At 48.5% G+C, this 26,656-nt stretch carries 15 protein-coding genes, 6 tRNA genes and 3 rRNA genes; 2 read left to right on the top strand and 22 right to left on the bottom strand.

The window, feature by feature from the left end; all coding sequences use genetic code 11:
* Positions 1-531 precede the first annotated feature (531 nt).
* The 14 genes from PCO85_01405 to PCO85_01340 form a co-directional block, all read right to left on the bottom strand.
* Positions 532-1,632, bottom strand: a complete 1,101-nt coding sequence (locus tag PCO85_01405) for a DUF1176 domain-containing protein (protein WJV54171.1) — start codon at positions 1,630-1,632, stop codon at positions 532-534.
* 192 nt (positions 1,633-1,824) lie between these two features.
* A complete protein-coding gene (gene rpoC, locus PCO85_01400) occupies positions 1,825-6,048 on the bottom strand; it encodes a DNA-directed RNA polymerase subunit beta' (protein WJV54170.1) in 4,224 nt (1,407 codons plus the stop codon).
* Between the two features lie 93 nt (positions 6,049-6,141).
* Positions 6,142-10,170: a DNA-directed RNA polymerase subunit beta gene (rpoB, locus tag PCO85_01395; protein ID WJV54169.1), complete on the bottom strand. Its 4,029-nt coding sequence runs from the start codon at positions 10,168-10,170 to the stop codon at positions 6,142-6,144.
* Between the two features lie 334 nt (positions 10,171-10,504).
* Positions 10,505-10,873 carry a 50S ribosomal protein L7/L12 gene (gene rplL, locus PCO85_01390; protein WJV54168.1) on the bottom strand — a complete coding sequence of 123 codons (369 nt, stop codon included), beginning with the start codon at positions 10,871-10,873 and terminating at the stop codon, positions 10,505-10,507.
* Between the two features lie 65 nt (positions 10,874-10,938).
* On the bottom strand, positions 10,939-11,436 hold the full coding sequence (rplJ, locus tag PCO85_01385) for a 50S ribosomal protein L10 (GenBank protein WJV54167.1): 498 nt from the start codon (positions 11,434-11,436) through the stop codon (positions 10,939-10,941).
* Between the two features lie 317 nt (positions 11,437-11,753).
* Positions 11,754-12,458, bottom strand: a complete 705-nt coding sequence (rplA, locus tag PCO85_01380; protein ID WJV54166.1) for a 50S ribosomal protein L1 — start codon at positions 12,456-12,458, stop codon at positions 11,754-11,756.
* A 3-nt stretch (positions 12,459-12,461) separates the two neighbouring features.
* Entirely contained in the window at positions 12,462-12,890 is a 429-nt protein-coding gene (gene rplK, locus PCO85_01375; GenBank protein ID WJV54165.1) for a 50S ribosomal protein L11, read from the bottom strand.
* A 161-nt stretch (positions 12,891-13,051) separates the two neighbouring features.
* The gene (nusG, locus tag PCO85_01370) at positions 13,052-13,597 is read right to left on the bottom strand and encodes a transcription termination/antitermination protein NusG (GenBank protein ID WJV54164.1); all 546 of its coding nucleotides are present in this window, start codon (positions 13,595-13,597) and stop codon (positions 13,052-13,054) included.
* A gap of 1 nt (position 13,598) precedes the next feature.
* Positions 13,599-13,982 carry a preprotein translocase subunit SecE gene (gene secE, locus PCO85_01365; GenBank protein ID WJV54163.1) on the bottom strand — a complete coding sequence of 128 codons (384 nt, stop codon included), beginning with the start codon at positions 13,980-13,982 and terminating at the stop codon, positions 13,599-13,601.
* Positions 13,983-14,219: 237 nt separating this feature from the next.
* Positions 14,220-15,404 carry an elongation factor Tu gene (gene tuf / locus PCO85_01360; protein WJV54162.1) on the bottom strand — a complete coding sequence of 395 codons (1,185 nt, stop codon included), beginning with the start codon at positions 15,402-15,404 and terminating at the stop codon, positions 14,220-14,222.
* 105 nt (positions 15,405-15,509) lie between these two features.
* A tRNA-Thr gene (locus PCO85_01355) sits at positions 15,510-15,585 on the bottom strand.
* 6 nt (positions 15,586-15,591) lie between these two features.
* Positions 15,592-15,666 (bottom strand) — tRNA-Gly (locus tag PCO85_01350).
* A gap of 128 nt (positions 15,667-15,794) precedes the next feature.
* Positions 15,795-15,879, bottom strand: a tRNA-Tyr gene (locus tag PCO85_01345).
* Positions 15,880-15,895: 16 nt separating this feature from the next.
* Positions 15,896-15,971, bottom strand: a tRNA-Thr gene (locus PCO85_01340).
* 371 nt (positions 15,972-16,342) lie between these two features.
* Here PCO85_01340 and PCO85_01335 point away from each other — a divergent pair.
* Both PCO85_01335 and coaA read left to right on the top strand, forming a co-directional pair.
* Positions 16,343-16,891: a GNAT family N-acetyltransferase gene (locus tag PCO85_01335; GenBank protein ID WJV54161.1), complete on the top strand. Its 549-nt coding sequence runs from the start codon at positions 16,343-16,345 to the stop codon at positions 16,889-16,891.
* A gap of 218 nt (positions 16,892-17,109) precedes the next feature.
* On the top strand, positions 17,110-18,060 hold the full coding sequence (coaA, locus tag PCO85_01330) for a type I pantothenate kinase (protein WJV54160.1): 951 nt from the start codon (positions 17,110-17,112) through the stop codon (positions 18,058-18,060).
* 32 nt (positions 18,061-18,092) lie between these two features.
* Here the strand turns inward: coaA and birA are convergent, their stop codons facing one another.
* The 8 genes from birA to hemG all read right to left on the bottom strand — a co-directional run bounded on the left by birA (position 18,093) and on the right by hemG (position 26,646).
* Positions 18,093-19,052 carry a bifunctional biotin--[acetyl-CoA-carboxylase] ligase/biotin operon repressor BirA gene (gene birA, locus PCO85_01325; protein ID WJV54159.1) on the bottom strand — a complete coding sequence of 320 codons (960 nt, stop codon included), beginning with the start codon at positions 19,050-19,052 and terminating at the stop codon, positions 18,093-18,095.
* Positions 19,049-20,086, bottom strand: coding sequence for a UDP-N-acetylmuramate dehydrogenase (gene murB, locus PCO85_01320; protein ID WJV55958.1), 1,038 nt, complete (start codon positions 20,084-20,086; stop codon positions 19,049-19,051). The genes birA and murB overlap by 4 nt, the downstream gene beginning before the upstream one ends.
* Positions 20,087-20,332: 246 nt before the next feature.
* A 5S ribosomal RNA gene (gene rrf, locus PCO85_01315) occupies positions 20,333-20,448 on the bottom strand.
* A 109-nt stretch (positions 20,449-20,557) separates the two neighbouring features.
* Positions 20,558-23,653: ribosomal RNA gene (locus PCO85_01310) — 23S ribosomal RNA — on the bottom strand.
* A gap of 201 nt (positions 23,654-23,854) precedes the next feature.
* A tRNA-Ala gene (locus tag PCO85_01305) sits at positions 23,855-23,930 on the bottom strand.
* A 100-nt stretch (positions 23,931-24,030) separates the two neighbouring features.
* Positions 24,031-24,107: transfer RNA gene (locus tag PCO85_01300), tRNA-Ile, on the bottom strand.
* A gap of 70 nt (positions 24,108-24,177) precedes the next feature.
* Positions 24,178-25,720, bottom strand: a 16S ribosomal RNA gene (locus tag PCO85_01295).
* The 16S, 23S and 5S rRNA genes sit together here with 2 tRNA genes alongside, the layout of an rRNA operon.
* A 386-nt stretch (positions 25,721-26,106) precedes the next feature.
* Positions 26,107-26,646 carry a menaquinone-dependent protoporphyrinogen IX dehydrogenase gene (gene hemG, locus PCO85_01290; GenBank protein ID WJV54158.1) on the bottom strand — a complete coding sequence of 180 codons (540 nt, stop codon included), beginning with the start codon at positions 26,644-26,646 and terminating at the stop codon, positions 26,107-26,109.
* Between the last annotated feature and the right edge of the window lie 10 nt (positions 26,647-26,656).

Here is a 26,656-nt window from a genome sequence, read left to right as displayed (position 1 = left end):
TTGAGCCTGCGCATGCTTTATCAGCTCTGGCGGCACCGAAAGGCACAAGCTGAATCAAAAAAACTACTGTTGAGCATGAATGATGACCGTCTAAAAGATATTGGTTTAACACGCGCAGATATACACAACCTGTTTTCGTCAAGAAAAGACCGTTAAATCGTGCTGACTGTATGCAGTTACAGATTTACAAGCTACAAGACAGCTGGCAGGGAGAAGATCGAACTGACAAGACAGGAAGTTGTTCGACGGTGATAATCTGATACAAACGGTAGTTATGTTCTTGCACAAAGGAAACGTCCAGCTTGTGCGGCGTAACGCAACACGCTGAAATATTTTCAGGCAATCGGTTTTTCTGTACAGCACGATATGCAAGGCAACAAACAGCATCTCGCACCACACCGTGCTCATGGCTACAGTGGGCACGCTGGTAAAACGTGCACCAGCCGGGGCGAGCAGTCCAGGCGTCCCGCTCACCAGACCGCCGATACAGGTTCGCCTGTATCGGCCCTTCCCGTCCATAATCAGACAGAGCTACTCAATAGGATAGCCGGGCATAGCCCAGACAGAGGGCCAGTCTCCCGGTTGCCCGCCATTGCATTCAGGCTGATAGTTATAAGCGACCAGTTGGAAGTTTTTACCGTCAAACACCCACTGCGCACTCTCACCACAATCCGCAATACCGCGCCCTTTGGCGGAGTAGTACAGCATGCCGATTTCCGGATCGTACTCCGCTTCAGTGAACCAGCGAATTTTGTCATCCTGACTGTCCGCTATTTTTATAGGTCGCGACAATACCAGTAATTGCGCACCCTGCGGATTATTGCGTGGTGTGACAAACAGCATGCTGGAAGATTGATAAGCGCCCATACCACAGTTCAGCATGACCAACGCCAACTCATTGGTCAGCGGTTCTGCTTCACTCAATGCACGAGCCTCTTTGCTCAAACCACAACCTTCTTCTTCCAGAACGGATCTTTTGGCCGCGACTACCGCATCGATAAGCTCGTCAGTTTTCACCAACGGTGGCGGTTGAATATAAGCAGGGTTGATATCCTGACTCACCGGCACAGCGGGAACGGATGAAACGTCACCGTCTCCCACTTGCAGTAATGCACTACGGTTATTTAACCGTCCTTGTCGTTCATCCACCAGCAATAATGCGGCATTTAAACCAGCCAGGGAGATTGCTTCTTCTTCACTGGTGCTACCTGCAGACAACGTTAACCATTTGGCATTTTTAGTCGCCTGAACAAAGCGTTGAATGGCATCAAGTTGCTCGGTATGTACATAGAAGGCTCCCTCTTCTTCATCTGGCTGCCACGCAGGTTGAGTCAATGGGAACCGCACACCATCCATAAAAAGCGCCTGCCGTTTGTCCGCCAAATCAAAATCCAGGGAGATTTTTCCCTGTGGGCCTGATTCACGCTTGAGTGTAACGCGTAGGTAAGCATCACTATTCCTGACATCACAATCATTCAGGTTATTGCAGGTCACCTGCCAATGTTTGAACATCTTTTGTATTGGCTTTACCCCTTGCCAGGGAGACGGAGATGTCGTGACGTTCTGGGCGTTAACCGGGCTGATAATCAACTGAGTCAGTAATATGACAAAAAGTATTGTTTTTAATCGCATTGAACATGCCTTTTTGATGCGTCCATCAGAATGTTATAGCGCAATAATCAAATGTTCTGTGCATAAAAAACGCCGGAAGTGTTTTTAAACGCTGTGTAGCAACGGACCAAAGCAGGGTCGGCGGCAGATAGACGCCATAAAAAAACCGCTCCTTACTGCTAAGGAGCGGTTTTTATCAAGCCTGACTAACGATTACTTGTCGTCGTTGTTACCCAGACCAGCATTCAACAACTCTGCCAAATTGGCCGTAGCTTCTTCAGCGCTAACCTGAGGCGTAACCGGGGTATCAACCACCTGACGACGGCGCATACGCTCCTGGTGGTACGAATAACCAGTCCCAGCCGGGATCAAACGACCCACGATCACGTTTTCTTTCAAACCGCGCAGCTCATCACGTTTACCCGCAACCGCAGCTTCAGTAAGCACACGAGTAGTTTCCTGGAATGATGCCGCAGAGATGAAGGACTCGGTAGCCAGAGAAGCCTTGGTGATACCCAGCAAATCTCGGGCATACGTTGCCGAGATCTTGCCGTTTGCTTCCAATTGGCGGTTGGCAATCTTAACGCGGGAAATTTCCGCCTGTTCGCCTTCCAAGAACTCCGAGCTACCTGAACTCGCGATGGTACATTTACGCAGCATCTGACGAACGATAACTTCAATGTGTTTATCGTTAATCTTAACACCTTGCAGACGGTAAACGTCCTGAACCTCGTTGGTGATATAGCGCGTAACAGCATGGACACCACGCAGACGCAGAATATCATGCGGAGATTCCGGGCCATCGGAGATAACATCTCCGCGTTCTACGAGTTCACCTTCAAACACGTTGAGCTGACGCCACTTCGGAATCATCTCTTCATACGGTTCACTGCCATCTATTGGTGTAATCACCAGACGACGTTTACCTTTGGTTTCTTTACCGAAGGAAACGACACCGCTGATTTCGGCCAGAATAGCCGGTTCTTTCGGACGACGGGCTTCGAACAGATCCGCAACACGTGGCAAACCACCGGTAATATCCTTGGTACCGCCGGATTCCTGCGGGATACGTGCCAGTGTGTCACCTGCATTGATTTGTACACCATCTTCCAACTGGACAATGGCTTTACCCGGCAAGAAGTATTGAGCAGGCATATCCGTACCCGGAATCAATACATCATTGCCATTGGCATCTACAATTTTCAACGCCGGGCGTAGTTCTTTACCACCACCGGTACGTTCCGCACTATCCAGTATCACGATAGAGGACAACCCAGTCAGTTCGTCAGTTTGACGAGTGATGGTCTGGGTGTCGATCATATCAGTGAAGCGAATGTTACCGCTCACTTCAGTGATAACCGGCATGGTATGCGGATCCCAATTAGCAACAGTTTCGCCGCCGACAACATCAGCACTATCGCCCTTCGCCATGACCGCGCCATAAGGCACTTTATAGCTTTCTTTGGTGCGACCGAATTCATCAATCAGCTTCAATTCGGTATTACGCGATGTAATCACCAGTTTACCCACGTTGTTCATAACGAACTTCGCGTTAAACAGTTTCAGGCTACCTTTGTTCTTCACCTGAATACTGGATTCGGCTGCCGCACGAGACGCCGCACCACCGATGTGGAACGTACGCATGGTCAGCTGCGTACCTGGTTCACCGATGGACTGTGCCGCGATAACCCCGACTGCTTCACCCTTGTTGATGATGTGCCCACGCGCCAGGTCACGTCCATAACACTTGGCGCAAACGCCAAAGTCAGTTTCGCAACTTACGACAGAACGGACTTTAACCGCATCGACAGAGTTTTCTTCCAGCAGGTCACACCATTTCTCGTTCAGCAACGTATTACGTGGAACCAGAATATCAGCTGTACCCGGTTTGATAACGTCTTCAGCCGTCACACGACCAAGCACACGCTCACGCAACGGCTCTTTAACGTCACCGCCCTCGATAACCGGGGTCATCATGATACCTTCGTGAGTACCACAATCATCTTCAGTGACTACCAGATCCTGCGCCACATCAACCAAACGGCGTGTCAGATAACCGGAGTTTGCGGTTTTCAGTGCCGTATCCGCCAGACCTTTACGCGCACCGTGAGTAGAGATGAAGTACTGGAGTACGTTCAGACCTTCACGGAAGTTTGCGGTAATAGGTGTTTCGATGATGGAGCCATCCGGCTTCGCCATCAGACCACGCATACCCGCCAACTGACGAATCTGTGCCGCAGAACCACGCGCACCGGAGTCAGCCATCATAAAGATACTGTTAAAAGAAACCTGTTGCTCAACTTCGCCATCACGATTAACCACATCTTCAACAGACAGGTTTTCCATCATCGCCTTGGCAACGCGTTCATTTGCCGCCGCCCAGATATCGATAACCTTATTGTAGCGTTCACCAGCAGTTACTAGACCAGACTGGAACTGTTCCTGGATCTCTGCAACTTCGGTTTCTGCTTCTTCGATAATCCCCGCTTTCTTCTCTGGGATCACCATATCATCAATACCTACGGATACACCTGAACGGGCAGCGTAAGCAAAACCGGTGTACATGATCTGGTCAGCGAAGATAACCGTCGGCTTCAGGCCCAAAATGCGATAACAGGTGTTCAGCATTTTAGAAATAGCTTTTTTACCTAACGGCTGGTTAACGATAGAGAACGGCAGACCTTGCGGAACGATCATCCACAGGATCGCACGGCCTACAGTTGTATCGATAATAGACGTCCGGTGTATCGACTCGCCTTCGGTATTCCTGATCTCTTCGGTGATACGCACTTTGACACGCGCATGCAGGGAAGCCAGACCGGCGCGATAAATACGCTCAGCTTCTTTCGGCCCCGTCAACACCATGCCTTCGCCTTTGGCGTTAACACAGTCACGGGTCATGTAGTACAGACCCAACACCACGTCCTGGGAAGGAACGATGATTGGCTCACCATTCGCCGGTGATAGAATGTTGTTGGTAGACATCATCAACGCACGCGCTTCCAACTGGGCTTCCAGTGTCAGCGGTACGTGAACAGCCATCTGGTCACCATCGAAGTCGGCGTTGTATGCCGCACAAACCAGCGGATGCAGCTGGATGGCTTTACCTTCGATCAGTACCGGTTCAAACGCCTGAATACCCAAACGGTGCAGAGTTGGCGCACGGTTCAGCAGTACCGGGTGTTCGCGAATGACTTCGTCGAGGATATCCCAAACGACAGCTTCTTCACGCTCAACCATTTTCTTCGCAGCTTTGATGGTGGTAGCGAGACCACGCAGTTCCAGCTTGCCGTAGATGAACGGTTTGAACAGTTCCAACGCCATTTTCTTCGGCAGACCGCACTGATGCAGACGCAGGTATGGACCCACGGTAATAACGGAACGACCGGAGTAGTCAACACGCTTACCGAGCAGGTTCTGACGGAAACGACCCTGTTTACCTTTGATCATGTCAGCCAAAGATTTCAGAGGACGTTTGTTAGAACCGGTGATTGCACGACCGCGACGACCGTTATCCAGCAGGGCATCAACCGCTTCCTGCAGCATACGTTTTTCGTTACGTACGATGATGTCCGGCGCAGCCAGATCCAGCAGACGTTTCAGACGGTTGTTACGGTTGATAACGCGACGATACAGATCGTTCAGATCTGATGTTGCGAAACGACCGCCATCCAGCGGAACCAGCGGACGCAGATCTGGCGGCAGAACCGGCAGAACGGTCAGGATCATCCACTCCGGCTTGTTGCCAGACTGTATGAAGGCTTCCAGCAACTTGACGCGCTTGGTCAGCTTCTTGCGTTTGGTTTCAGAGTTGGTTTCATTCAATTCTTCACGCAGTTGTTCGCATTCCTGCTCCAGATCCATGCTTTTCAACAAGGCCTGAATAGCTTCGGCACCCATTTTGGCATCGAACTCATCACCAAACTCTTCCAGCGCATCCAGATACTGCTCTTCAGTCAGGATCTGTCGGCGCTCCAGGTTGGTCATACCGCCTTCAACCACTACATAGGATTCAAAGTACAGTACGCGTTCGATATCACGCAGCGGCATATCCAGCAGTAAACCGATGCGGGATGGCAACGATTTCAGGAACCAGATGTGTGCCGTTGGAGAAGCCAGTTCGATGTGTCCCATACGTTCACGACGTACTTTGGTCTGGGTCACTTCAACGCCGCACTTCTCACAAATAACACCACGGTGTTTCAAGCGCTTGTACTTACCGCACAAGCACTCGTAATCTTTTACTGGCCCAAAGATACGAGCACAGAAAAGGCCATCACGTTCAGGTTTGAACGTACGATAGTTAATAGTCTCTGGCTTTTTAACTTCACCAAAAGACCAGGAACGGATCATGTCTGGCGAAGCCAGAGCAATTTTGATCGCGTCAAACTCTTCGGTTTTAGTTTGCGCTTTCAGAAACTTCAATAAGTCTTTCACGGATTGGCTCCTGTCGGAGTTAGACCTGTTAGACACCTGAACCGAAATTCAGGTGTCTCTGTAACGAATGCCAGCAACGCGATCGGGCTTTAATTAATCTTCTTCCAGCTCGATGTTGATACCCAGCGAACGGATTTCTTTCAACAACACATTGAAGGACTCCGGCATGCCTGGTTCCATCCGGTGATCACCATCCACGATGTTTTTATACATCTTGGTACGGCCATTCACGTCATCAGATTTCACCGTCAGCATTTCCTGCAGAGTATAGGCTGCACCGTAAGCTTCCAGCGCCCACACTTCCATCTCACCGAAGCGCTGACCACCGAACTGCGCCTTACCACCCAACGGCTGCTGAGTAACCAGACTATAAGAGCCGGTAGAACGGGCATGCATCTTGTCATCCACCAAATGGTTCAGTTTCAGCATGTACATGTAGCCCACAGTAACCGAGCGCTCGAATTGCTCACCAGTTCGACCATCGAACAACGTAATCTGACCGGAAGTCGGCAGATCACCCAGTTTCAGCAATTCTTTAATCTCGCTTTCTTTGGCACCGTCAAATACCGGTGTGGCGATAGGCATACCTTTTTTCAGGTTTTCCGCCAGCCTCAGTACTTCTTCATCGGTAAAGGTGTTCAAGTCAACTTTCTGGCGAACGTCATTACCCAGATCATAGGCTTTCTGGATAAATTCACGCAATTTGGATACTTCTTCCTGCTGCTTCAGCATGGCATTAATCTTGTCACCAATACCTTTCGCAGCCATACCCAAATGGGTTTCCAGAATCTGACCGATGTTCATACGTGATGGTACGCCCAGCGGGTTAAGTACGATATCTACCGGCGTGCCGTTTTCATCGTAAGGCATATCTTCGATCGGGTTGATCTTGGAGATAACACCCTTGTTACCGTGGCGACCAGCCATCTTGTCGCCTGGCTGAATCTGACGTTTAACCGCCAGGTACACCTTAACGATCTTCAGTACGCCCGGAGCCAAATCATCACCTTGAGTGATCTTGCGACGTTTAGCTTCGAGTTTTTTCTCGAACTCGTGCTTCAATTCGTCATACTGCTCCGCCAACTGTTCTAACTGATTTTGCTTCTCTTCATCAGTCAAACCCAGTTCCAGCCAACGCTCACGCGGCAGTTTGTCCAATTTCTCTGCTTCAATGCCACCGGCAACCAGCACGTAGTGAATACGGGCAAACAGGCCGGCTTCCAGAATCTGCAGCTCTTCCGTCAGGTCTTTTTTGGCCTGCTTCAACTGCATTTCTTCGATTTCCAGCGCACGTTTGTCTTTTTCCACGCCATCGCGGGTAAAGACCTGAACATCGATAACCGTGCCGGAAACACCGTTTGGCACACGCAGTGACGAATCTTTAACGTCAGACGCTTTTTCACCAAAGATGGCTCGCAGCAGCTTCTCTTCCGGCGTCAGTTGAGTTTCGCCTTTCGGCGTTACTTTACCCACCAGAATATCACCACCGGTCACTTCAGCACCGATATAAACAATGCCGGACTCATCCAGTTTGGAGAGCGCTGCTTCACCCACATTCGGGATATCCGCAGTAATCTCTTCAGGCCCTAACTTGGTATCACGGGATACACATGCCAGTTCCTGAATATGGATAGTCGTGAAGCGATCTTCCTGCACTACACGCTCGGATACGAGAATGGAGTCTTCGAAGTTGTAACCATTCCACGGCATGAACGCCACGCGCATGTTTTGACCCAGAGCCAATTCACCCAGGTCGGTAGACGGGCCGTCAGCCAACACATCACCGCGTTCAACCGGCTCACCCAGTGATACGCAAGGCATCTGGTTGATACAAGTGTTCTGGTTGGAACGGGTATATTTAGTCAGGTTATAGATATCAATGCCGGCTTCGCCCGGATACATTTCATCTTCGTTAACCTTGATCACAATACGGGAAGCATCTACGTACTGAACGGTACCACCACGTTTGGCAACGGAAGTTACACCAGAGTCCACCGCTACCGCACGCTCCATGCCAGTGCCTACCAGCGGCTTATCAGCACGCAGAGTCGGTACCGCCTGACGTTGCATGTTCGCACCCATCAATGCACGGTTGGCGTCATCGTGTTCCAGGAACGGAATCAGTGATGCACCGACAGAAACCACCTGCTGGGTGGAAACGTCCATATAGTCAACTTGATCGCGGCTAAACAGGCTGGATTCGCCTTTGTTACGACAAGTAACCAATTCATCTATGAAATGGCCTTCTTCGTCCAGATTGGTGTTCGCCTGGGCAATAACGTAATTGCCTTCTTCAATCGCGGACAGGTAATGAATTTCATCTGTCACCACATCATCACGAACACGACGATACGGGGTTTCCAGGAAACCATATTCGTTAGTCTGTGCATATACAGACAACGAGTTAATCAGACCGATGTTAGGACCTTCAGGTGTCTCGATAGGACATACACGACCATAGTGTGTCGGATGTACGTCTCGAACTTCAAAGCCCGCACGTTCACGGGTCAGACCGCCAGGGCCCAAAGCAGAAATACGACGCTTATGCGTAATTTCAGACAGTGGGTTGTTCTGATCCATAAATTGAGACAACTGACTGGAACCGAAGAACTCTTTTACTGCAGCAGAAATCGGCTTGGCATTGATCATATCCTGCGGCATTAATGTGTCCAGATCGCCCAATGACAGGCGTTCTTTCACCGCACGCTCAACACGCACCAGACCCACACGGAACTGGTTTTCAGCCATTTCACCAACAGAACGGATACGACGGTTACCCAGGTGGTCGATATCATCCACCTCACCTTTACCGTTACGGATATCGATGAGCTTCTTCATCACTTCGATGATGTCTTCTTTGCTCAGGATACCGGAGCCTTCGATCTCCTCACGCAGCAAAGAACGGTTGAACTTCATACGACCAACCGCCGACAGATCATAACGATCTTCAGAGAAGAACAGGTTTTCAAACAGCGTTTCAGCCGCTTCACGTGTCGGTGGCTCACCCGGACGCATCATGCGGTAAATTTCAACCAATGCACTCAAACGATCACTGGTTGGGTCGACACGCAGTGTCTCAGACATATACGGGCCATGATCAAGATCATTGGTAAACAGCGTTTCGATATGTTTGTGGCCTGCCTGGCTCAGTTTAGCCAGCAAATCCAGCGACAGTTCCATGTTCGCCATAGCGATCACTTCACCCGTGCCGACATCAATATAATCTTTAGCCAATACTTTACCGGCAATGTATTCCACCGGTACTTCAATACGCTCAATGCCATCTTTTTCTAACAGACGGATATGGCGAGCCGTGATACGACGGCCTTTTTCAATGTAGACCTTGCCATTCGCTTCAATATCAAAAGAAGCAGTTTCGCCACGTAAGCGCTCTGGCACCAGTTCCATCTGCAACTTATTGTTGTCGATTTCATAGGCTACTTTGTCGAAGAACAAATTCAGAATTTCTTCGGTAGAGTAACTCAATGCACGCAGAATGATGGTCGCAGGCAATTTACGGCGACGGTCGATACGGACAAACAGATTGTCTTTCGGGTCGAATTCAAAATCCAGCCAGGAACCACGGTAAGGAATAATACGTGCGTTATACAGCACCTTACCGGAAGAGTGGGTTTTACCCTTGTCGCTGTCAAAGAACACACCTGGACTACGGTGCAACTGAGATACGATAACGCGCTCAGTACCGTTAATGACAAAGGTGCCGTTTTCTGTCATGAGCGGAATTTCGCCCATGTAAACTTCTTGTTCTTTAATATCTTTAACGGTGCCTTCCGGCGCTTCGCGCTCGTAGATCACCAGACGCAACTTCACACGCAGCGGGGCAGAAAACGTTACACCACGGATTTGACACTCTTTAACGTCAAACACCGGCTCGCCTAAGCGATAGCTAACGTATTGCAGCTCTGAATTGCCGCTGTAACTCTTAATTGGGAAAACAGAACGGAATGCTGCTTCCAATCCGTACTGACCTTCCGGATCTTGCTCGATGAACTTCTGGAACGAGTCAAGCTGGATAGAAAGGAGATAAGGTATGTCCAACACTTGCGGACGTTTACCAAAATCCTTACGAATACGTTTTTTCTCGGTATAGGAGTAAACCATAGGGTTCCTCAACTCGCTGAAAAGTCGAACCACTCTGTCCGTCCTAAATAAAAAGGACAGTTCATACAACACCGTTTATATCGATCGGAAAATGGAACACTTTCCGCAATATTTATTTCTATCACTCTTAAATCATTTCATTACACCGTGTACAGAGAAAAGCTCTAACAAGAAGTGCAATATATTAAGTCGTCGATAGAAAAAAATATTGTGGGCTAATCAGTGGTCAAACAGTGTGGAACACCACTGACTCCCTACAGCGCAAAAAGGCTGGTGACCCAAAAGTCACCAGCCGCCAGCCTGATTAAGTCAGGCTGCAACCTGGAAGTTAAACTTATTTAACTTCAACAGAAGCACCAGCTTCTTCCAGGGATTTTTTCAGAGCTTCAGCGTCATCTTTGCTGATAGCTTCTTTAACAACAGCCGGTGCAGATTCAACCAGATCTTTGGCTTCTTTCAGGCCCAGGCCACTTGCGCTACGAACGGCTTTGATAACCGCAACTTTGTTAGCACCGATAGCAGACAGGATAACATCGAACTCAGTTTTTTCTTCAGCAGCTTCAGCCGGACCCGCAGCAGCAACAGCTACAGCAGCCGCAGCAGAAACGCCGAATTTTTCTTCCATTGCAGAAACCAGATCAACAACGTCCATAACAGACATCGCTGCTACTGCTTCCAGAATTTGGTCTTTAGTGATAGACATAACAATTGTTCCTAAGAATCAGAAATAGTTTATACGTTAGCAAATCCGATACAGAAAAAGTGCAATTAAGCAGCTTCTTTCTGGTCGCGAACAGCAGCCAGAGTGCGGACCAGTTTGCCGGCAGCGGCTTCTTTCATGGTCGACATCAGACGTGCCAGTGCTTCTTCGTAAGTCGGCAGCGTTGCCAGACGGTCAATTTGAGCCGCCGGAATCAACTCACCTTCAAAGGCTGCAGCTTTAACCTCAAATTTTGCATTCGCTTTGGCGAACTCTTTGAACAAACGGGCAGCAGCACCCGGGTGTTCCATAGAATATGCAATCAAGGTTGGACCAACAAACGTGTCTTTCAGGCATTCAAATTGAGTGCCTTCAACGATGCGACGCAGCAGGGTGTTGCGAACAACACGCATGTATACGCCAGCGTCACGACCTGCTTTACGCAGTTCGGTCATTTTATCTACGGTAACGCCACGAGAATCCGCAACAACCGCAGACTGCGCGCCTTTGGCCACTTCACTGACTTCAGCAACAATCGCTTGTTTGTCTTGAAGATTTAATGCCATTAGCTTTTGCTCCTGGATTTAGCCGGAGAAATTCTCCGGAACTCACTTCACCTGACACCAAAATAGCGAACAGGCGTTAAAACACGGTGAGCAGAATCCAGCAAAGACTATTTCTATAAAAATAAAGAAAAAATGTTCTTTAGGCTCTGTCACCGTCTACGCAGGAAGATTAAGTTTCTTACGAAACACCTGCGGTCTTGGACGGAGGCCTGGATTAGGCCAGGCTCCAACCGAAAATTCGTTTTTGTTCCTTAATGGAACAACGGGCGTAAGATTATAAAGAAATCTCACGTCCCGGTAAAGAAAAACAAACGCTATCAGCCTGCAACAGCGTTCAGGCCACTCTGATCGATGGCAACACCAGCACCCATCGTGGTCGACAGGCTGACTTTCTTGATGTACACGCCTTTCGCCTGAGCTGGTTTCGCTTTTTTCAGCGCAATCAACAGAGACTCCAGGTTTTCTTTCAGTTTGTCAGAATCGAAATCAACCTTACCTATCGTAGTATGGATGATACCGTTCTTGTCGTTACGGTAACGAACCTGACCGGCTTTAGCATTTTTAACTGCTTCAGCAACGTTAGGCGTCACAGTACCCACTTTCGGGTTTGGCATCAGACCACGTGGTCCCAGAATCTGGCCTAATTGGCCGACAACGCGCATTGCATCCGGAGAAGCGATAACTACGTCAAAATTCATTTCGCCTTTTTTGATCTGATCAGCCAGATCGTCCATACCTATCAGGTCAGCGCCAGCAGCTTTAGCCGCTTCAGCGTTTGCACCTTGAGCAAACACAGCGACACGTACAGTACGTCCAGTGCCATGCGGCAGAACAGTTGCACCACGTACGTTCTGATCAGATTTACGTGCATCGATGCCGAGATTAACAGCAACATCCACACTTTCGACAAATTTAGCGGTGGCCAGCTCTTTGAGCAGAGCAACAGCTTCGTTGATGTCATATTGTTTGGTCACATCAACTTTTTCACGGATCACGCGCATGCGCTTGGTCAGCTTAGCCATTTATTAATCCTCCACTACCAGGCCCATGGAACGAGCAGTACCTTCAATGGAGCGCGACATGGCCTCCACGTCAGCACCAGTCATGTCCGCAGCTTTGGTTTCTGCGATTTCACGTACCTGAGCACGGGTTACTTTACCGACTTTGTCTTTGTTCGGTTTACCGGAACCAGACTTGATACCAGCCGCTTTTTTCAACAGCACTGCAGCTGGCGGCGTTTTGGTAACGAAGGTGAAGGAACGGTCAGAATAAACAGTGATAACAACCGGAATCGGCAGGCCTTTTTCAACGCTGTCAGTCTTAGCATTGAATGCCTTACAGAATTCCATGATATTAACACCCTGCTGACCCAAAGCCGGACCGACTGGCGGGCTCGGGTTAGCCATACCAGCTGCAACCTGCAGCTTAACGTAGGCTTGAACTTTCTTGGCCATTTAACTTTCCTCGAATGGGTAATAGCGCTTTAAAAATAAAGCTCCCCGCAGTTATAGACAGTTTATATTATGTGCCTGCTGGCACATAAAACAAAGGCGCGAAATTGTAGGTCAATTTCGCGCCAGATACAAGCAGCAATTTTTATTCAACGAAGGCGTTACTAGCCTTTCTCAACCTGGCCAAAGTCCAACTCTACCGGCGTTGCACGACCAAAGATAGAAACAGATACTTTCAGGCGGCTTTTCTCGTAATCAACTTCTTCGACCACACCGTTAAAATCGGCAAACGGACCATCATTAACACGAACCATTTCACCCGGCTCAAATAACGTTTTCGGACGCGGTTTATCACCAACCTGTTGCAGGCGATTCATAATGGCATCGACTTCTTTGTCACTAATAGGTGCCGGACGGTCAGATGTTCCGCCAATGAATCCCATGACACGCGGCACGCTACGTACCAAATGCCAGCTAGCGTCATCCATTGTCATCTGCACCAACACATAACCGGGGAAAAATTTGCGCTCACTTTTACGGCGCTGTCCACCACGGATTTCCACCACTTCTTCTGTTGGGACCATCACTTCACCAAAATGATCTTCCATGTTCTGAAGTTTAATGTGTTCACGCAATGATTGGGCAACACGACTTTCAAAACCAGAAAACGCCTGAACGACGTACCAACGTTTCTTTGGAGCTTCAGACATTTTAGAACCTCAGGCCAGTAATCAACGACACCAGACGGACCAAGATACCGTCCAATCCCCAGAGAATCAGTGACATAACGGCAGTAACTGCAGCAACAATCAGCGTAGTGTGTAGCGTTTCCTGGCGTGTTGGCCATATGACCTTACGTACCTCGGTACGAGCTTCACGAGCAAACAGGACTGTTGCCTTACCTTTGGTAGTAAGTAACGCTATACCACCAGCAATAGCAATTAGGATGACAACAACCAATGCACGTAGCGGTAAACTGAACTCTCGGTAGTAATAGTTACCTACAATAGCAGCGACCAGTAAAACAGCTACTACCAGCCATTTAAACATCTCCAGGCCACGCCCGCTGCCCTGCGCTTCAGTATTCGCACTCATAAACCAACCTGTCACAATAATTCAGACAAATAATCTTTGCCCTGCAATCTAGGGCAAACCAGACCGAAAACTGTTCTTGAATAAAACAATTCGGGATTTACGCCGTTTCTACAGAGCCTATCTCACCAATGATTATACTTCACAATCGCTGATGAGATAGGTTCTACCATGACAGCGTAGAAAAAGGGCATCAAATGATGCCCTTTTACCGCATGTCGCGTCAAATTTTATCAGCAATTAAGCGATAACTTTAGCAACAACGCCAGCACCTACTGTACGGCCGCCTTCACGGATAGCAAAACGCAAACCGTCATCCATTGCGATTGGCGCAATCAGGTTTACTACCATCTTGATGTTGTCGCCCGGCATTACCATCTCTACGCCTTCTGGCAGTTCAATCGTTCCCGTAACATCCGTCGTACGGAAATAGAACTGTGGACGATAGCCTTTGAAGAACGGCGTATGACGGCCACCTTCATCTTTGCTCAGAATATAAACTTCTGATTCAAACTGCGTATGCGGCTTGATTGAACCCGGTTTAGCCAGTACCTGACCACGTTCCACTTCATCACGCTTCGTACCGCGCAGCAGAACACCAACGTTCTCACCCGCACGGCCTTCGTCCAGCAATTTACGGAACATTTCAACACCAGTACACGTGGTTTTCGTGGTGTCTTTGATACCCACGATTTCAACTTCTTCACCCACTTTGATGACGCCGCGTTCTACACGACCCGTCACTACCGTACCACGACCAGAGATGGAGAATACATCTTCGATCGGCAGCAGGAACGGTCTGTCAATCGCACGTTCAGGTTCTGGAATATAGGAATCCAGGGCTTCCGCCAGCTCAATGATTTTGGCTTCCCACTCAGCGTCGCCTTCCAGTGCTTTCAGCGCAGAACCGCGAATTACCGGAGTGTCATCACCTGGGAAATCGTACTGAGACAGCAGCTCACGCACTTCCATCTCTACCAGTTCCAGCAGTTCTTCGTCATCAACCATGTCACATTTGTTCAGGAACACGATGATATACGGAACACCAACCTGACGAGCCAGCAGGATGTGCTCACGAGTCTGAGGCATCGGGCCGTCAGTCGCGGCAACCACCAGGATCGCGCCATCCATCTGGGCAGCACCGGTGATCATGTTTTTCACATAGTCAGCATGTCCTGGGCAGTCAACGTGTGCGTAGTGACGAGTCGGGGTATCATATTCAACATGAGAAGTGTTGATGGTGATACCACGTGCTTTTTCTTCCGGCGCGTTGTCGATTTGGTCGAATGCACGAGCCTGGCCACCGTAGGTTTTAGCCAGAACACTTGTGATAGCAGCGGTCAGCGTTGTTTTACCATGGTCAACGTGGCCGATAGTACCGACGTTAAGGTGCGGTTTTGTACGTTCAAATTTTTCTTTAGACATCGATTGTCCCTCTAAGACACGGATAAATCGGTGGTATCACCACATTAACCAAGTAATCACTTGTTAAGTTTTTAACAGAAAAAAATCAGGAGGAAAATAAAGGAGTGGTGCTGATAGGCAGATTCGAACTGCCGACCTCACCCTTACCAAGGGTGCGCTCTACCAACTGAGCTATATCAGCACATTATGGAGCGGGCAGTGGGAATCGAACCCACATCATCAGCTTGGAAGGCTGAGGTAATAGCCATTATACGATGCCCGCATCCTAGAACTCGGCTACCTGACTTCTCCGTAAACTCTACAAAAGCAAAGTACAACTTATACTCTACTTTTTCGATTCGGCTTTTGAATATATACCGTATCGATTTTATCCTATTACCGGATTGGATTTGGTGGTGGGGGAAGGATTCGAACCTTCGAAGTCTGTGACGGCAGATTTACAGTCTGCTCCCTTTGGCCGCTCGGGAACCCCACCTGATTACTATACTTGATGGTGCCGGCTGCCGGAATCGAACTGGCGACCTACTGATTACAAGTCAGTTGCTCTACCTACTGAGCTAAGCCGGCATCAAGTGCTGCGCATTCTAGGTAGACAGAACCGCCTATGCAACAAAAAAATTGCGGAAAATGCACTATCGATTATATTTTGCACAAAAATGAACGTTGTTTCACATTGCCGCCAATGATTTGTGCAAATAAGCGACAAGAGAGAATTCGATACAGAAAAATACCGCATTCATATCAAAACCGAAAACCAGTCATGCCCCATTGCATATATCTTCCCCGCACCAAAAGGAGGCAACTGCACACCCTGATACAATGCTCTCTGGCATAGTGTAGGGAATTTCCCTGTCATTTACCTAACTACATACTGGAACGATTATTGCTTATTAGAAGTAATTCAGTGAATCATTAACCCTTAATCCAGGAGAGACTCCATGAAGATAGTATTACTTAATGTCGCGACTCTCCCGGTTTACCGTTATGAGTTAGCCAACTTATTGGTGAATGCTGTCACAGAAGGAGCTTCGGTAGGATACGAAACCCCATTTTCTCATGAAGAGGCGGAAAGATATGTACATGGTTTAAGGCCTTCAGTTGCAGAGGGAGAACGCCTTCTATGGATAGCGCGTAACGCTGATGGTATGGTGGGTAGTATACAGCTTGAACTGTGTCAGAAATCAAATGGGCAAAACCGCGCTGAAATTCAAAAGTTACTTGTGCATAGCCATGCTCGCAGGCAAGGAATAGGTAAGCAATTACTCTCCACTCTTGAAAAGGCCGCGCTACAATACCGGCGTGGATTACTTTATCTGGACACTCAGGCAGGCTCCCCAGCCGAGTCTTTTTACCGTTCACAAAGGTATCGCTATCTGGGAGAACTTCCTGACTATGCCAGCTCGCCAAATGGCTATTACCATCCGACAGCCATTTATTATAAGCGTCTATTTGCCGTTAATCGTATGGAACGATCGCTAGCGAGCTAGCATTAACCGGTACCTTAAGGAAATAAGGTACCGATCTTCCCACTGATTTCTGCTTCTTTTTTTTACCCTCCTGATGGTAACCTGCCTGTCATGCACTTAATTACTTAAAGAAAGGTTACAATGACATCCATTTAGCCAGCGAAACAGAGAGCCTTATCTCAACGTACTGGCTGATAGATCCCCTTTCTTAATCTGTACTGGCAGGCAGAAGCACATTTATGAGAAATAGAAAGCAATCTTTGGCAACGCCTTATCTGCAATTTGATCGTCAGCAATGGGCTACCTTACGTGATTCCGTGCCATTGACACTAACGGAAGAGGATATAGTTAAACTTAAAGGTATTAATGAAGATCTATCCTTGGATGAAGTTGCTGAGATTTACCTGCCATTATCTCGTTTACTGAATTTCTATATCAGTTCTAACCTGCGCCGTCAGGCGGTTCTGGAACAATTTCTGGGTACTGATGGACAGAAAATCCCCTATATCATTGGTATTGCCGGGAGTGTGGCGGTTGGTAAAAGTACGACTGCCCGTGTATTACAAGCATTATTGAGTCGTTGGCCAGAACATCGCAGTGTCGAATTAATTACTACTGATGGTTTTCTACATCCTAACAAAGTGCTCAAAGAAAAAGATCTAATGAAAAAGAAAGGATTTCCCCAATCCTATGATATGCATAGTTTGGTGAGATTCGTTTCAGATATTAAATCCGGGTATTCTCGTGTCACCGCACCTGCTTATTCCCATCTGACTTATGATATTGTACCTGGATGTTATAAAATCATAGAACAACCTGACATTCTCATTCTTGAAGGGCTGAATGTTCTACAAAGTGGGATGAACTATCCTCATGATCCACATCGCGTTTTTGTATCCGATTTTGTTGATTTTTCTATTTACGTCGATGCACCAGAAATATTGTTAAAAAGTTGGTATATCAATCGCTTTCTGAAATTCAGGCAAGGAGCTTTTACTAACCCTGATTCTTATTTCCATAATTATGCAAAATTAACAGAAAAAGAAGCGGTAGAAATTGCTTCACAACTTTGGCAAGAGATTAATGGTCTTAATCTTAAACAGAATATTCTTCCCACACGAGAAAGAGCCAGTTTAATAATGACGAAAAGCGAAAATCATGCCGTCAAATATGTTAGTCTGCGTAAATAATATAAGAGGGGCTATCAATCCCCTTTATATAATTACATTCCTCTCAGAGAAATCTCACCGCCTATATAAGGCGTCATTACTTCATTCTGCTCGAGGAGTAAGGCACCCTGACTATTAATCCCTCTATCAATACCCTTTATTTCACGATTACCGACAATCAGCTTAACTGGACGATTATAGAAATTATCTAGAAATTTCCAACGATGAATAAAAGGGTCAAGCCCTTTTTGTTCAAATAATATTAATGCCGCACGTAATTCCGTTATAAGTCTAGCGGAAAGAGTGTTCCTGTCGATATTAACGCCAACCTCCTGCAAATTAATCCACCCTTGATTAATCACATCTAAATCTGGCTCACGCATGCATAGATTAATCCCTGCACCGATGACCAAATGGGCCACATCACCCGTACGACCATTGAGTTCGACTAAAATTCCGGCTAATTTGCGATCCTTTAAATAAAGATCATTAGGCCATTTTACACGGACACCGTCAGCACCCAAACTGTGTAACACTTCCGCCATAATAATGCCGATAACCAAACTCACTCCTATTGCCGCAGCGGGTCCTTGCTCCAGACGCCAATACATAGACAAATAAAGATTGGCACCAAACGGTGAAAACCATCTTCTGCCACGACGCCCACGTCCCGCCTGTTGATATTCGGCAACACACGCATCACCTGATGAGAGTGAGTCAAAGCGATCTAGCAGATACTGATTTGTAGAGTCGATCACAGGCAAAACGGTTACTCGGCCTTCATTTAGTGAATTCAGGATTTTCTCTTCACTAAGTAGTTGCATCTTCGTAGGGAAACAATAACCTTTACCTGTAACAGTAAATACGTCGATACCCCATTCACGGATAGTTTGAATATGTTTGTTAATTGCAGCTCGGCTCATCCCCAGCAATTCACCCAAATATTCTCCTGAGTAAAACTCTCCATCAGATAAAATGGAAATAATCTTAAGCGGAACAGTATTATCTCTCATGATAGAACCTCCATGGCATTAACTTCACCATCATGGGCAATAAACCTCACCTCTGGTTCCAACCATATATCAAATTTCTCAGCAACCTGAAGTAAAACATGATGTGCCAGCTTGATAATATCCTGACTCGTTGCTTCATTTCGATTAATCAATACCAGAGCCTGCTGATTATGTACAGCAGCACCACCAATCTGAAATCCTTTCAGATGACATTGGTCTATGAGCCATCCGGCTGCAATTTTAACATCACCACCAGATTGAGGATAATGGGGAGCCAGAGGATATTTCTTTAATAACTCGATTGCCTGTTGCCCACTAATTACTGGATTTTTGAAAAAGCTTCCTGCATTTCCAATAATAGCAGGATCAGGTAATTTACTACGCCGCATGTTACACACAGCGTCAAAAATTTGCTTCGGTGTTATAGTCTGAGTATCGAGGCCAGTCAAAGTGCCATATTCCAATACCGGTTCCCATGCTTTTTTCAAACTTAATCCTACAGCAGTAATTGCAAATCCATTACGATACTGATGCTTAAAGATACTCTCACGGTAACCAAACTGACACTCGTTTGCAGTCAGCCGATTTGTTATACCAGAATTAAGATCTAACAGATCCACATATGAGCAAAATTTTTTTAATTCAACGCCATAGGCTCCAATATTCTGAATAGGTGCTGAACCTACACAACCAGGAATTAATGCAAGATTCTCCAGACCGGCGATATTGCGGTTCAGAGTATATTCAACCAAATGATGCCAGTTTTCCCCAGCCCCTATATGTAGATCCCAGGCTATATCCTTTTCTTCTATTTCAATATGTTTAATTCTATTCAGGATCACGCTACCTGAAAAATCTTCCAGAAAAAGGACATTGCTTCCCTCCCCTAAGATTAGGGCTGGTTGCTGAAGTGTTTTTGCTCGATTCCAGGCAAAAATCAACTGTTCCCGAGTTTTGGCAACGACTACATCTGCAGCACAGACAGGCAGAGAGAAAGAATTGAGCTGTTTTAAAGATGTGGCAGAGTTCATGATAATATTCAACACCCAGCAATTCAGATATCCATAGTCTACCTGATTCAGATAAATTATTTTGAGGAAGAATAATAACTCTACGAAAAAGCGAAAAACCGCGGTATCCACTGAAGGTTTACCGTTATTTGATACTGGCCCGGCGGCGACATGCTGGGCAGATATCCCTCCGTGCCTGCCGGCTGTATCAACACGACAGACGTGAAAAAGCCCTCTGCTTTCACAGAGGGCTTCGTCTACTAGTTGAATGCCTGGCAGTTCCCTACTCTCACATGGGGAGACCCCACACTACCATCGGCGCTACGGCGTTTCACTGCTGAGTTCGGCATGGGGTCAGGTGGGACCACCGCGCTATCGCCGCCAGGCAAATTCTGTTTCATCCCGACCGTCACACTTCCGCGCAACCATCAGAACCAATACCGGAACATCACTGAAAATATCTCGTCTCTCATTCCAAAACACCTTGGGTGTTGTAAGGTTAAGCCTCTCGGGTCATTAGTACTGGTCAGCTCAACGCATCACTGCGCTTACACACCCAGCCTATCAACGTCTTCGTCTTAAACGTCCCTTCAGGGGCCTTGAAGGCCCAGGGAAGACTCATCTCGGGGCAAGTTTCCCGCTTAGATGCTTTCAGCGGTTATCTCTTCCGCACGTAGCTACCGGGCAATGCAATTGGCATCACAACCCGTACACCAGTGGTGCGTTCACTCCGGTCCTCTCGTACTAGGAGCAACCCCCTCAATCTTCCAACGCCCACGGCAGATAGGGACCGAACTGTCTCACGACGTTCTAAACCCAGCTCGCGTACCACTTTAAATGGCGAACAGCCATACCCTTGGGACCTACTTCAGCCCCAGGATGTGATGAGCCGACATCGAGGTGCCAAACACCGCCGTCGATATGAACTCTTGGGCGGTATCAGCCTGTTATCCCCGGAGTACCTTTTATCCGTTGAGCGATGGCCCTTCCATTCAGAACCACCGGATCACTAAGACCTGCTTTCGCACCTGCTCGAGCCGTCACTCTCGCAGTCAAGCTAGCTTATGCCTTTGCACTAACCTCCTGATGTCCGACCAGGATTAGCTAACCTTCGTACTCCTCCGTTACTCTTTGGGAGGAGACCGCCCCAGTCAAACTACCCACCAGACACTGTCCGCAACCCGGTTCACGGGCCCACGTTAGAACATCAAACATCAAAGGGTGGTATTTCAAGGTTGGCTCCACGCAGACTGGCGTCCACGCTTCAAAGCCTCCCACCTATCCTACACATCAAGGCTCAAGGTTCAGTGTCAAGCTATAGTAAAGGTTCACGGGGTCTTTCCGTCTTGCCGCGGGTACACTGCATCTTCACAGCGAGTTCAATTTCACTGAGTCTCGGGTGGAGACAGCCTGGCCATCATTACGCCATTCGTGCAGGTCGGAACTTACCCGACAAGGAATTTCGCTACCTTAGGACCGTTATAGTTACGGCCGCCGTTTACCGGGGCTTCGATCAAGAGCTTCGCCTTGCGGCTTACCCCATCAATTAACCTTCCGGCACCGGGCAGGCGTCACACCGTATACGTCCACTTTCGTGTTTGCACAGTGCTGTGTTTTTAGTAAACAGTTGCAGCCAGCTGGTATCTGCGACTGCGCAACGCTCCGTCCGCCAGGGACTTCACCTCGCACAGCGTGCCTTCTCCCGAAGTTACGGCACCATTTTGCCTAGTTCCTTCACCCGAGTTCTCTCAAGCGCCTGAGTATTCTCTACCTGACCACCTGTGTCGGTTTGGGGTACGATTCGATGTTACCTGGAGCTTAGGGGCTTTTCCTGGAAGCGTGGCATTTGTCACTTCGACACCGTAGTGCCTCGTCATCACGCCTCGGCGTTAATAGCACTCCGGATTTGCCTGGAGCACCCACCTACACGCTTAAACCGGGACAACCGTCGCCCGGCCAACATAGCCTTCTCCGTCCCCCCTTCGCAGTAACACCCAGTACAGGAATATTAACCTGTTTCCCATCGACTACGCCTTTCGGCCTCGCCTTAGGGGTCGACTCACCCTGCCCCGATTAACGTTGGACAGGAACCCTTGGTCTTCCGGCGTGCGGGTTTTTCACCCGCATTATCGTTACTTATGTCAGCATTCGCACTTCTGATACCTCCAGCAATCCTCACAGACCACCTTCAACGGCTTACAGAACGCTCCCCTACCCAACGAACGTATCCCTAAGCCAACTCGACGTTGTGAACGCGTTGACGTCGCTTCGCTCCGTCAATCGTCATGCAACTCCGCAAAGTTGTCTTGGGTGATACGTTCGCTGCCGCAGCTTCGGTGCATGGTTTAGCCCCGTTACATCTTCCGCGCAGGCCGACTCGACCAGTGAGCTATTACGCTTTCTTTAAATGATGGCTGCTTCTAAGCCAACATCCTGGCTGTCTGGGCCTTCCCACATCGTTTCCCACTTAACCATGACTTTGGGACCTTAGCTGGCGGTCTGGGTTGTTTCCCTCTTCACGACGGACGTTAGCACCCGCCGTGTGTCTCCCGTGATAACATTCTTCGGTATTCGCAGTTTGCATCGAGTTGGTAAGCCGGGATGGCCCCCTAGTCGAAACAGTGCTCTACCCCCGAAGATGACTTCACGAGGCGCTACCTAAATAGCTTTCGGGGAGAACCAGCTATCTCCCGGTTTGATTGGCCTTTCACCCCCAGCCACAAGTCATCCGCTAATTTTTCAACATTAGTCGGTTCGGTCCTCCAGTTAGTGTTACCCAACCTTCAACCTGCCCATGGCTAGATCACCGGGTTTCGGGTCTATACCTTGCAACTTGACGCCCAGTTAAGACTCGGTTTCCCTGCGGCTCCCCTATTCGGTTAACCTTGCTACAAAATATAAGTCGCTGACCCATTATACAAAAGGTACGCAGTCACCCCACCCCAAAGCACTCACCGCCTGTTTTGTGTGTTGGGCGTCGCAAAAGACGCGCCGCCACCGCGATGCTGCTGTTGCGGTGCCTTCATCACCAGAGAATGCTTTGGTGGTGGGGCTCCCACTGCTTGTACGTACACGGTTTCAGGTTCTGTTTCACTCCCCTCGCCGGGGTTCTTTTCGCCTTTCCCTCACGGTACTGGTTCACTATCGGTCAGTCAGGAGTATTTAGCCTTGGAGGATGGTCCCCCCATCTTCAGACAGGATATCTCGTGTCCCGCCCTACTCGTCGAACTCACAGCACATGCATTTTCGTGTACGGGACTGTCACCCTGTACCGTGCGACTTTCCAGACGCTTCCACTGACGCACAAACTGATTCAGGTTCTGGGCTCTTCCCCGTTCGCTCGCCGCTACTGGGGGAATCTCGGTTGATTTCTTTTCCTCGGGGTACTGAGATGTTTCAGTTCCCCCGGTTCGCCTCATGCCACTATGTATTCATGACATGATAGTGTGTCGAAACACACTGGGTTTCCCCATTCGGGTATCGTCGGCTATGACGGTTCATATCACCTTGCCGACGCTTTTCGCAGATTAGCACGCCCTTCATCGCCTCTGACTGCCTAGGCATCCACCGTGTACGCTTAGTCGCTTAACCTCACAACCCGAAGGTGTCTTTTTCATGAAGAGCAAGACCACCTCGCGCTGCGATTATTTGAGAGACTCTGATACAGCCAACTCCCGCCATCAAGGCCAGGTTTCGCTGTATCGTTTCAATTTTCAGCTTGTTCCAGATTGTTAAAGAGCAAAATACTTCGCAGCATACTGTTGCCAATATACTCTGAAGTCTTTTTTTGTATGGTGGAGCTATGCGGGATCGAACCGCAGACCTCCTGCGTGCAAAGCAGGCGCTCTCCCAGCTGAGCTATAGCCCCATCGCATGAAAACCTTTACACAAATTTCCGTCAGGCAAGGCCTCATTCTCGACACAGACTCTCGTCCGTGACAAAAACACAACACAGCATGGAAAGAAATTGGTAGGCCTGAGTGGACTTGAACCACCGACCTCACCCTTATCAGGGGTGCGCTCTAACCACCTGAGCTACAAGCCTATAAAGGTATTTCTGCTCGTACTTCATCAGACAATCTGTGTGGACACTTCACATAACCGCTATCTTTTGGTAAGGAGGTGATCCAACCGCAGGTTCCCCTACGGTTACCTTGTTACGACTTCACCCCAGTCATGAATCACAAAGTGGTAAGCGCCCTCCCGAAGGTTAAGCTACCTACTTCTTTTGCAACCCACTCCCATGGTGTGACGGGCGGTGTGTACAAGGCCCGGGAACGTATTCACCGTAGCATTCTGATCTACGATTACTAGCGATTCCGACTTCATGGAGTCGAGTTGCAGACTCCAATCCGGACTACGACGCACTTTATGAGGTCCGCTTGCCCTCGCGAGTTCGCTTCTCTTTGTATGCGCCATTGTAGCACGTGTGTAGCCCTACTCGTAAGGGCCATGATGACTTGACGTCATCCCCACCTTCCTCCGGTTTATCACCGGCAGTCTCCCTTGAGTTCCCGCCATTACGCGCTGGCAACAAAGGATAAGGGTTGCGCTCGTTGCGGGACTTAACCCAACATTTCACAACACGAGCTGACGACAGCCATGCAGCACCTGTCTCTCAGTTCCCGAAGGCACAAGACTGTCTCCAGTCTCTTCTGAGGATGTCAAGAGTAGGTAAGGTTCTTCGCGTTGCATCGAATTAAACCACATGCTCCACCGCTTGTGCGGGCCCCCGTCAATTCATTTGAGTTTTAACCTTGCGGCCGTACTCCCCAGGCGGTCGACTTAACGCGTTAGCTCCGAAAGCCACGGCTCAAGGCCACAACCTTCAAGTCGACATCGTTTACAGCGTGGACTACCAGGGTATCTAATCCTGTTTGCTCCCCACGCTTTCGCACCTGAGCGTCAGTCTTCGTCCAGGGGGCCGCCTTCGCCACCGGTATTCCTCCAGATCTCTACGCATTTCACCGCTACACCTGGAATTCTACCCCCCTCTACGAGACTCTAGTCTGTCAGTTTTGAATGCAGTTCCCAGGTTAAGCCCGGGGATTTCACATCCAACTTAACAGACCGCCTGCGTGCGCTTTACGCCCAGTCATTCCGATTAACGCTTGCACCCTCCGTATTACCGCGGCTGCTGGCACGGAGTTAGCCGGTGCTTCTTCTGCGGGTAACGTCAATGAAACACTCTGTTAAAGTGCTCCCCTTCCTCCCCGCTGAAAGTACTTTACAACCCGAAGGCCTTCTTCATACACGCGGCATGGCTGCATCAGGGTTTCCCCCATTGTGCAATATTCCCCACTGCTGCCTCCCGTAGGAGTCTGGACCGTGTCTCAGTTCCAGTGTGGCTGGTCATCCTCTCAGACCAGCTAGAGATCGTCGCCTAGGTGAGCCATTACCTCACCTACCAGCTAATCCCATCTGGGTTCATCCAATGGCGTGAGGCCCGAAGGTCCCCCACTTTGGTCTTGCGACGTCATGCGGTATTAGCTACCGTTTCCAGTAGTTATCCCCCTCCATCAGGCAGATCCCCAGACATTACTCACCCGTCCGCCGCTCGCCGGCGGGGAAGCAAGCTTCCCCCCGCTGCCGCTCGACTTGCATGTGTTAGGCCTGCCGCCAGCGTTCAATCTGAGCCATGATCAAACTCTTCAATTTAAGATTTGTTTGATGTGCTTCCGAAGAAGCGATGCTCAAAGAATTTATAACTGTTTATTCGTAATGAATTTACTGTCAGTCACTCTTCAAGTCTTTTCGTATTGATTACGATAGGGTCCTGTGAGTGCCCACACAGATTGTCTGATTATATTGTTAAAGAGCGTTCGTCGCGGCACTGCCGCTGACGTGAGGTCGCGTATGCTACGCCATCCTCTTGCAGAGTCAACGAATAATTCGTTTTTCCCCACCTGACTCGGCGTTGTGTTGTTCACCAGCACCGGGTCAGTGGAGGCGCATTATAGGCACTTCTCCTGGCCTGACAAGGGGTAATTGCAAAAAAAATCACAAGTGCGTTTTTTTTCACCGATACGCGGGAATAAACCACGTTATGCTGATCTTTTCAGTGCTATTTGTCCAAATTCTTGAGCAAATCGCGCAACCTGTTCCCAATCAGTATATTCGATTTCTTTTGTACTATCCGTTTCTCCCCCGGTCATGTGCATGATCAGTTGAATCATCACGCGGTCAAACCAACGGTAGTTCGGATAACGTAATGCACCAGCGAAGACAGCTCCCAAGTCAGGTTGCCAAGGCGAACGTAGCAGAAACTTACGTGTATAAGCATTAGTTTGTAGTGATCTTTTTTCAGGTTTGCGGGCAGTTAAATTGACTGAAAAAAAAGCACTCGGTTTTTGCTGCAATAAGGAGAGATGCTGATGAATAAACTTTTTCAGTGAAGGATGAAAATGGCCGTACCGTATCGAAGCGCCAATCATGATTTGATCATATTTCCCGATATCGACTTCATGAGTATTGAGGATATTAACGACATCACACTCCAACGTACCTTTTAATATGGTAGCAATATAAGAGGCTATCGATCTCGTTTGCCCATCTCTACTAGAAAACAATATTAACGCTTTCATTGTACCGGGT

This window comes from Prodigiosinella aquatilis, from assembly GCA_030388725.1.
Lineage (GTDB): Bacteria > Pseudomonadota > Gammaproteobacteria > Enterobacterales > Enterobacteriaceae > Prodigiosinella > Prodigiosinella aquatilis.
Note: the sequence above shows the minus strand (reverse complement) of the source record. Positions and strands in the feature narration are given on the sequence as shown.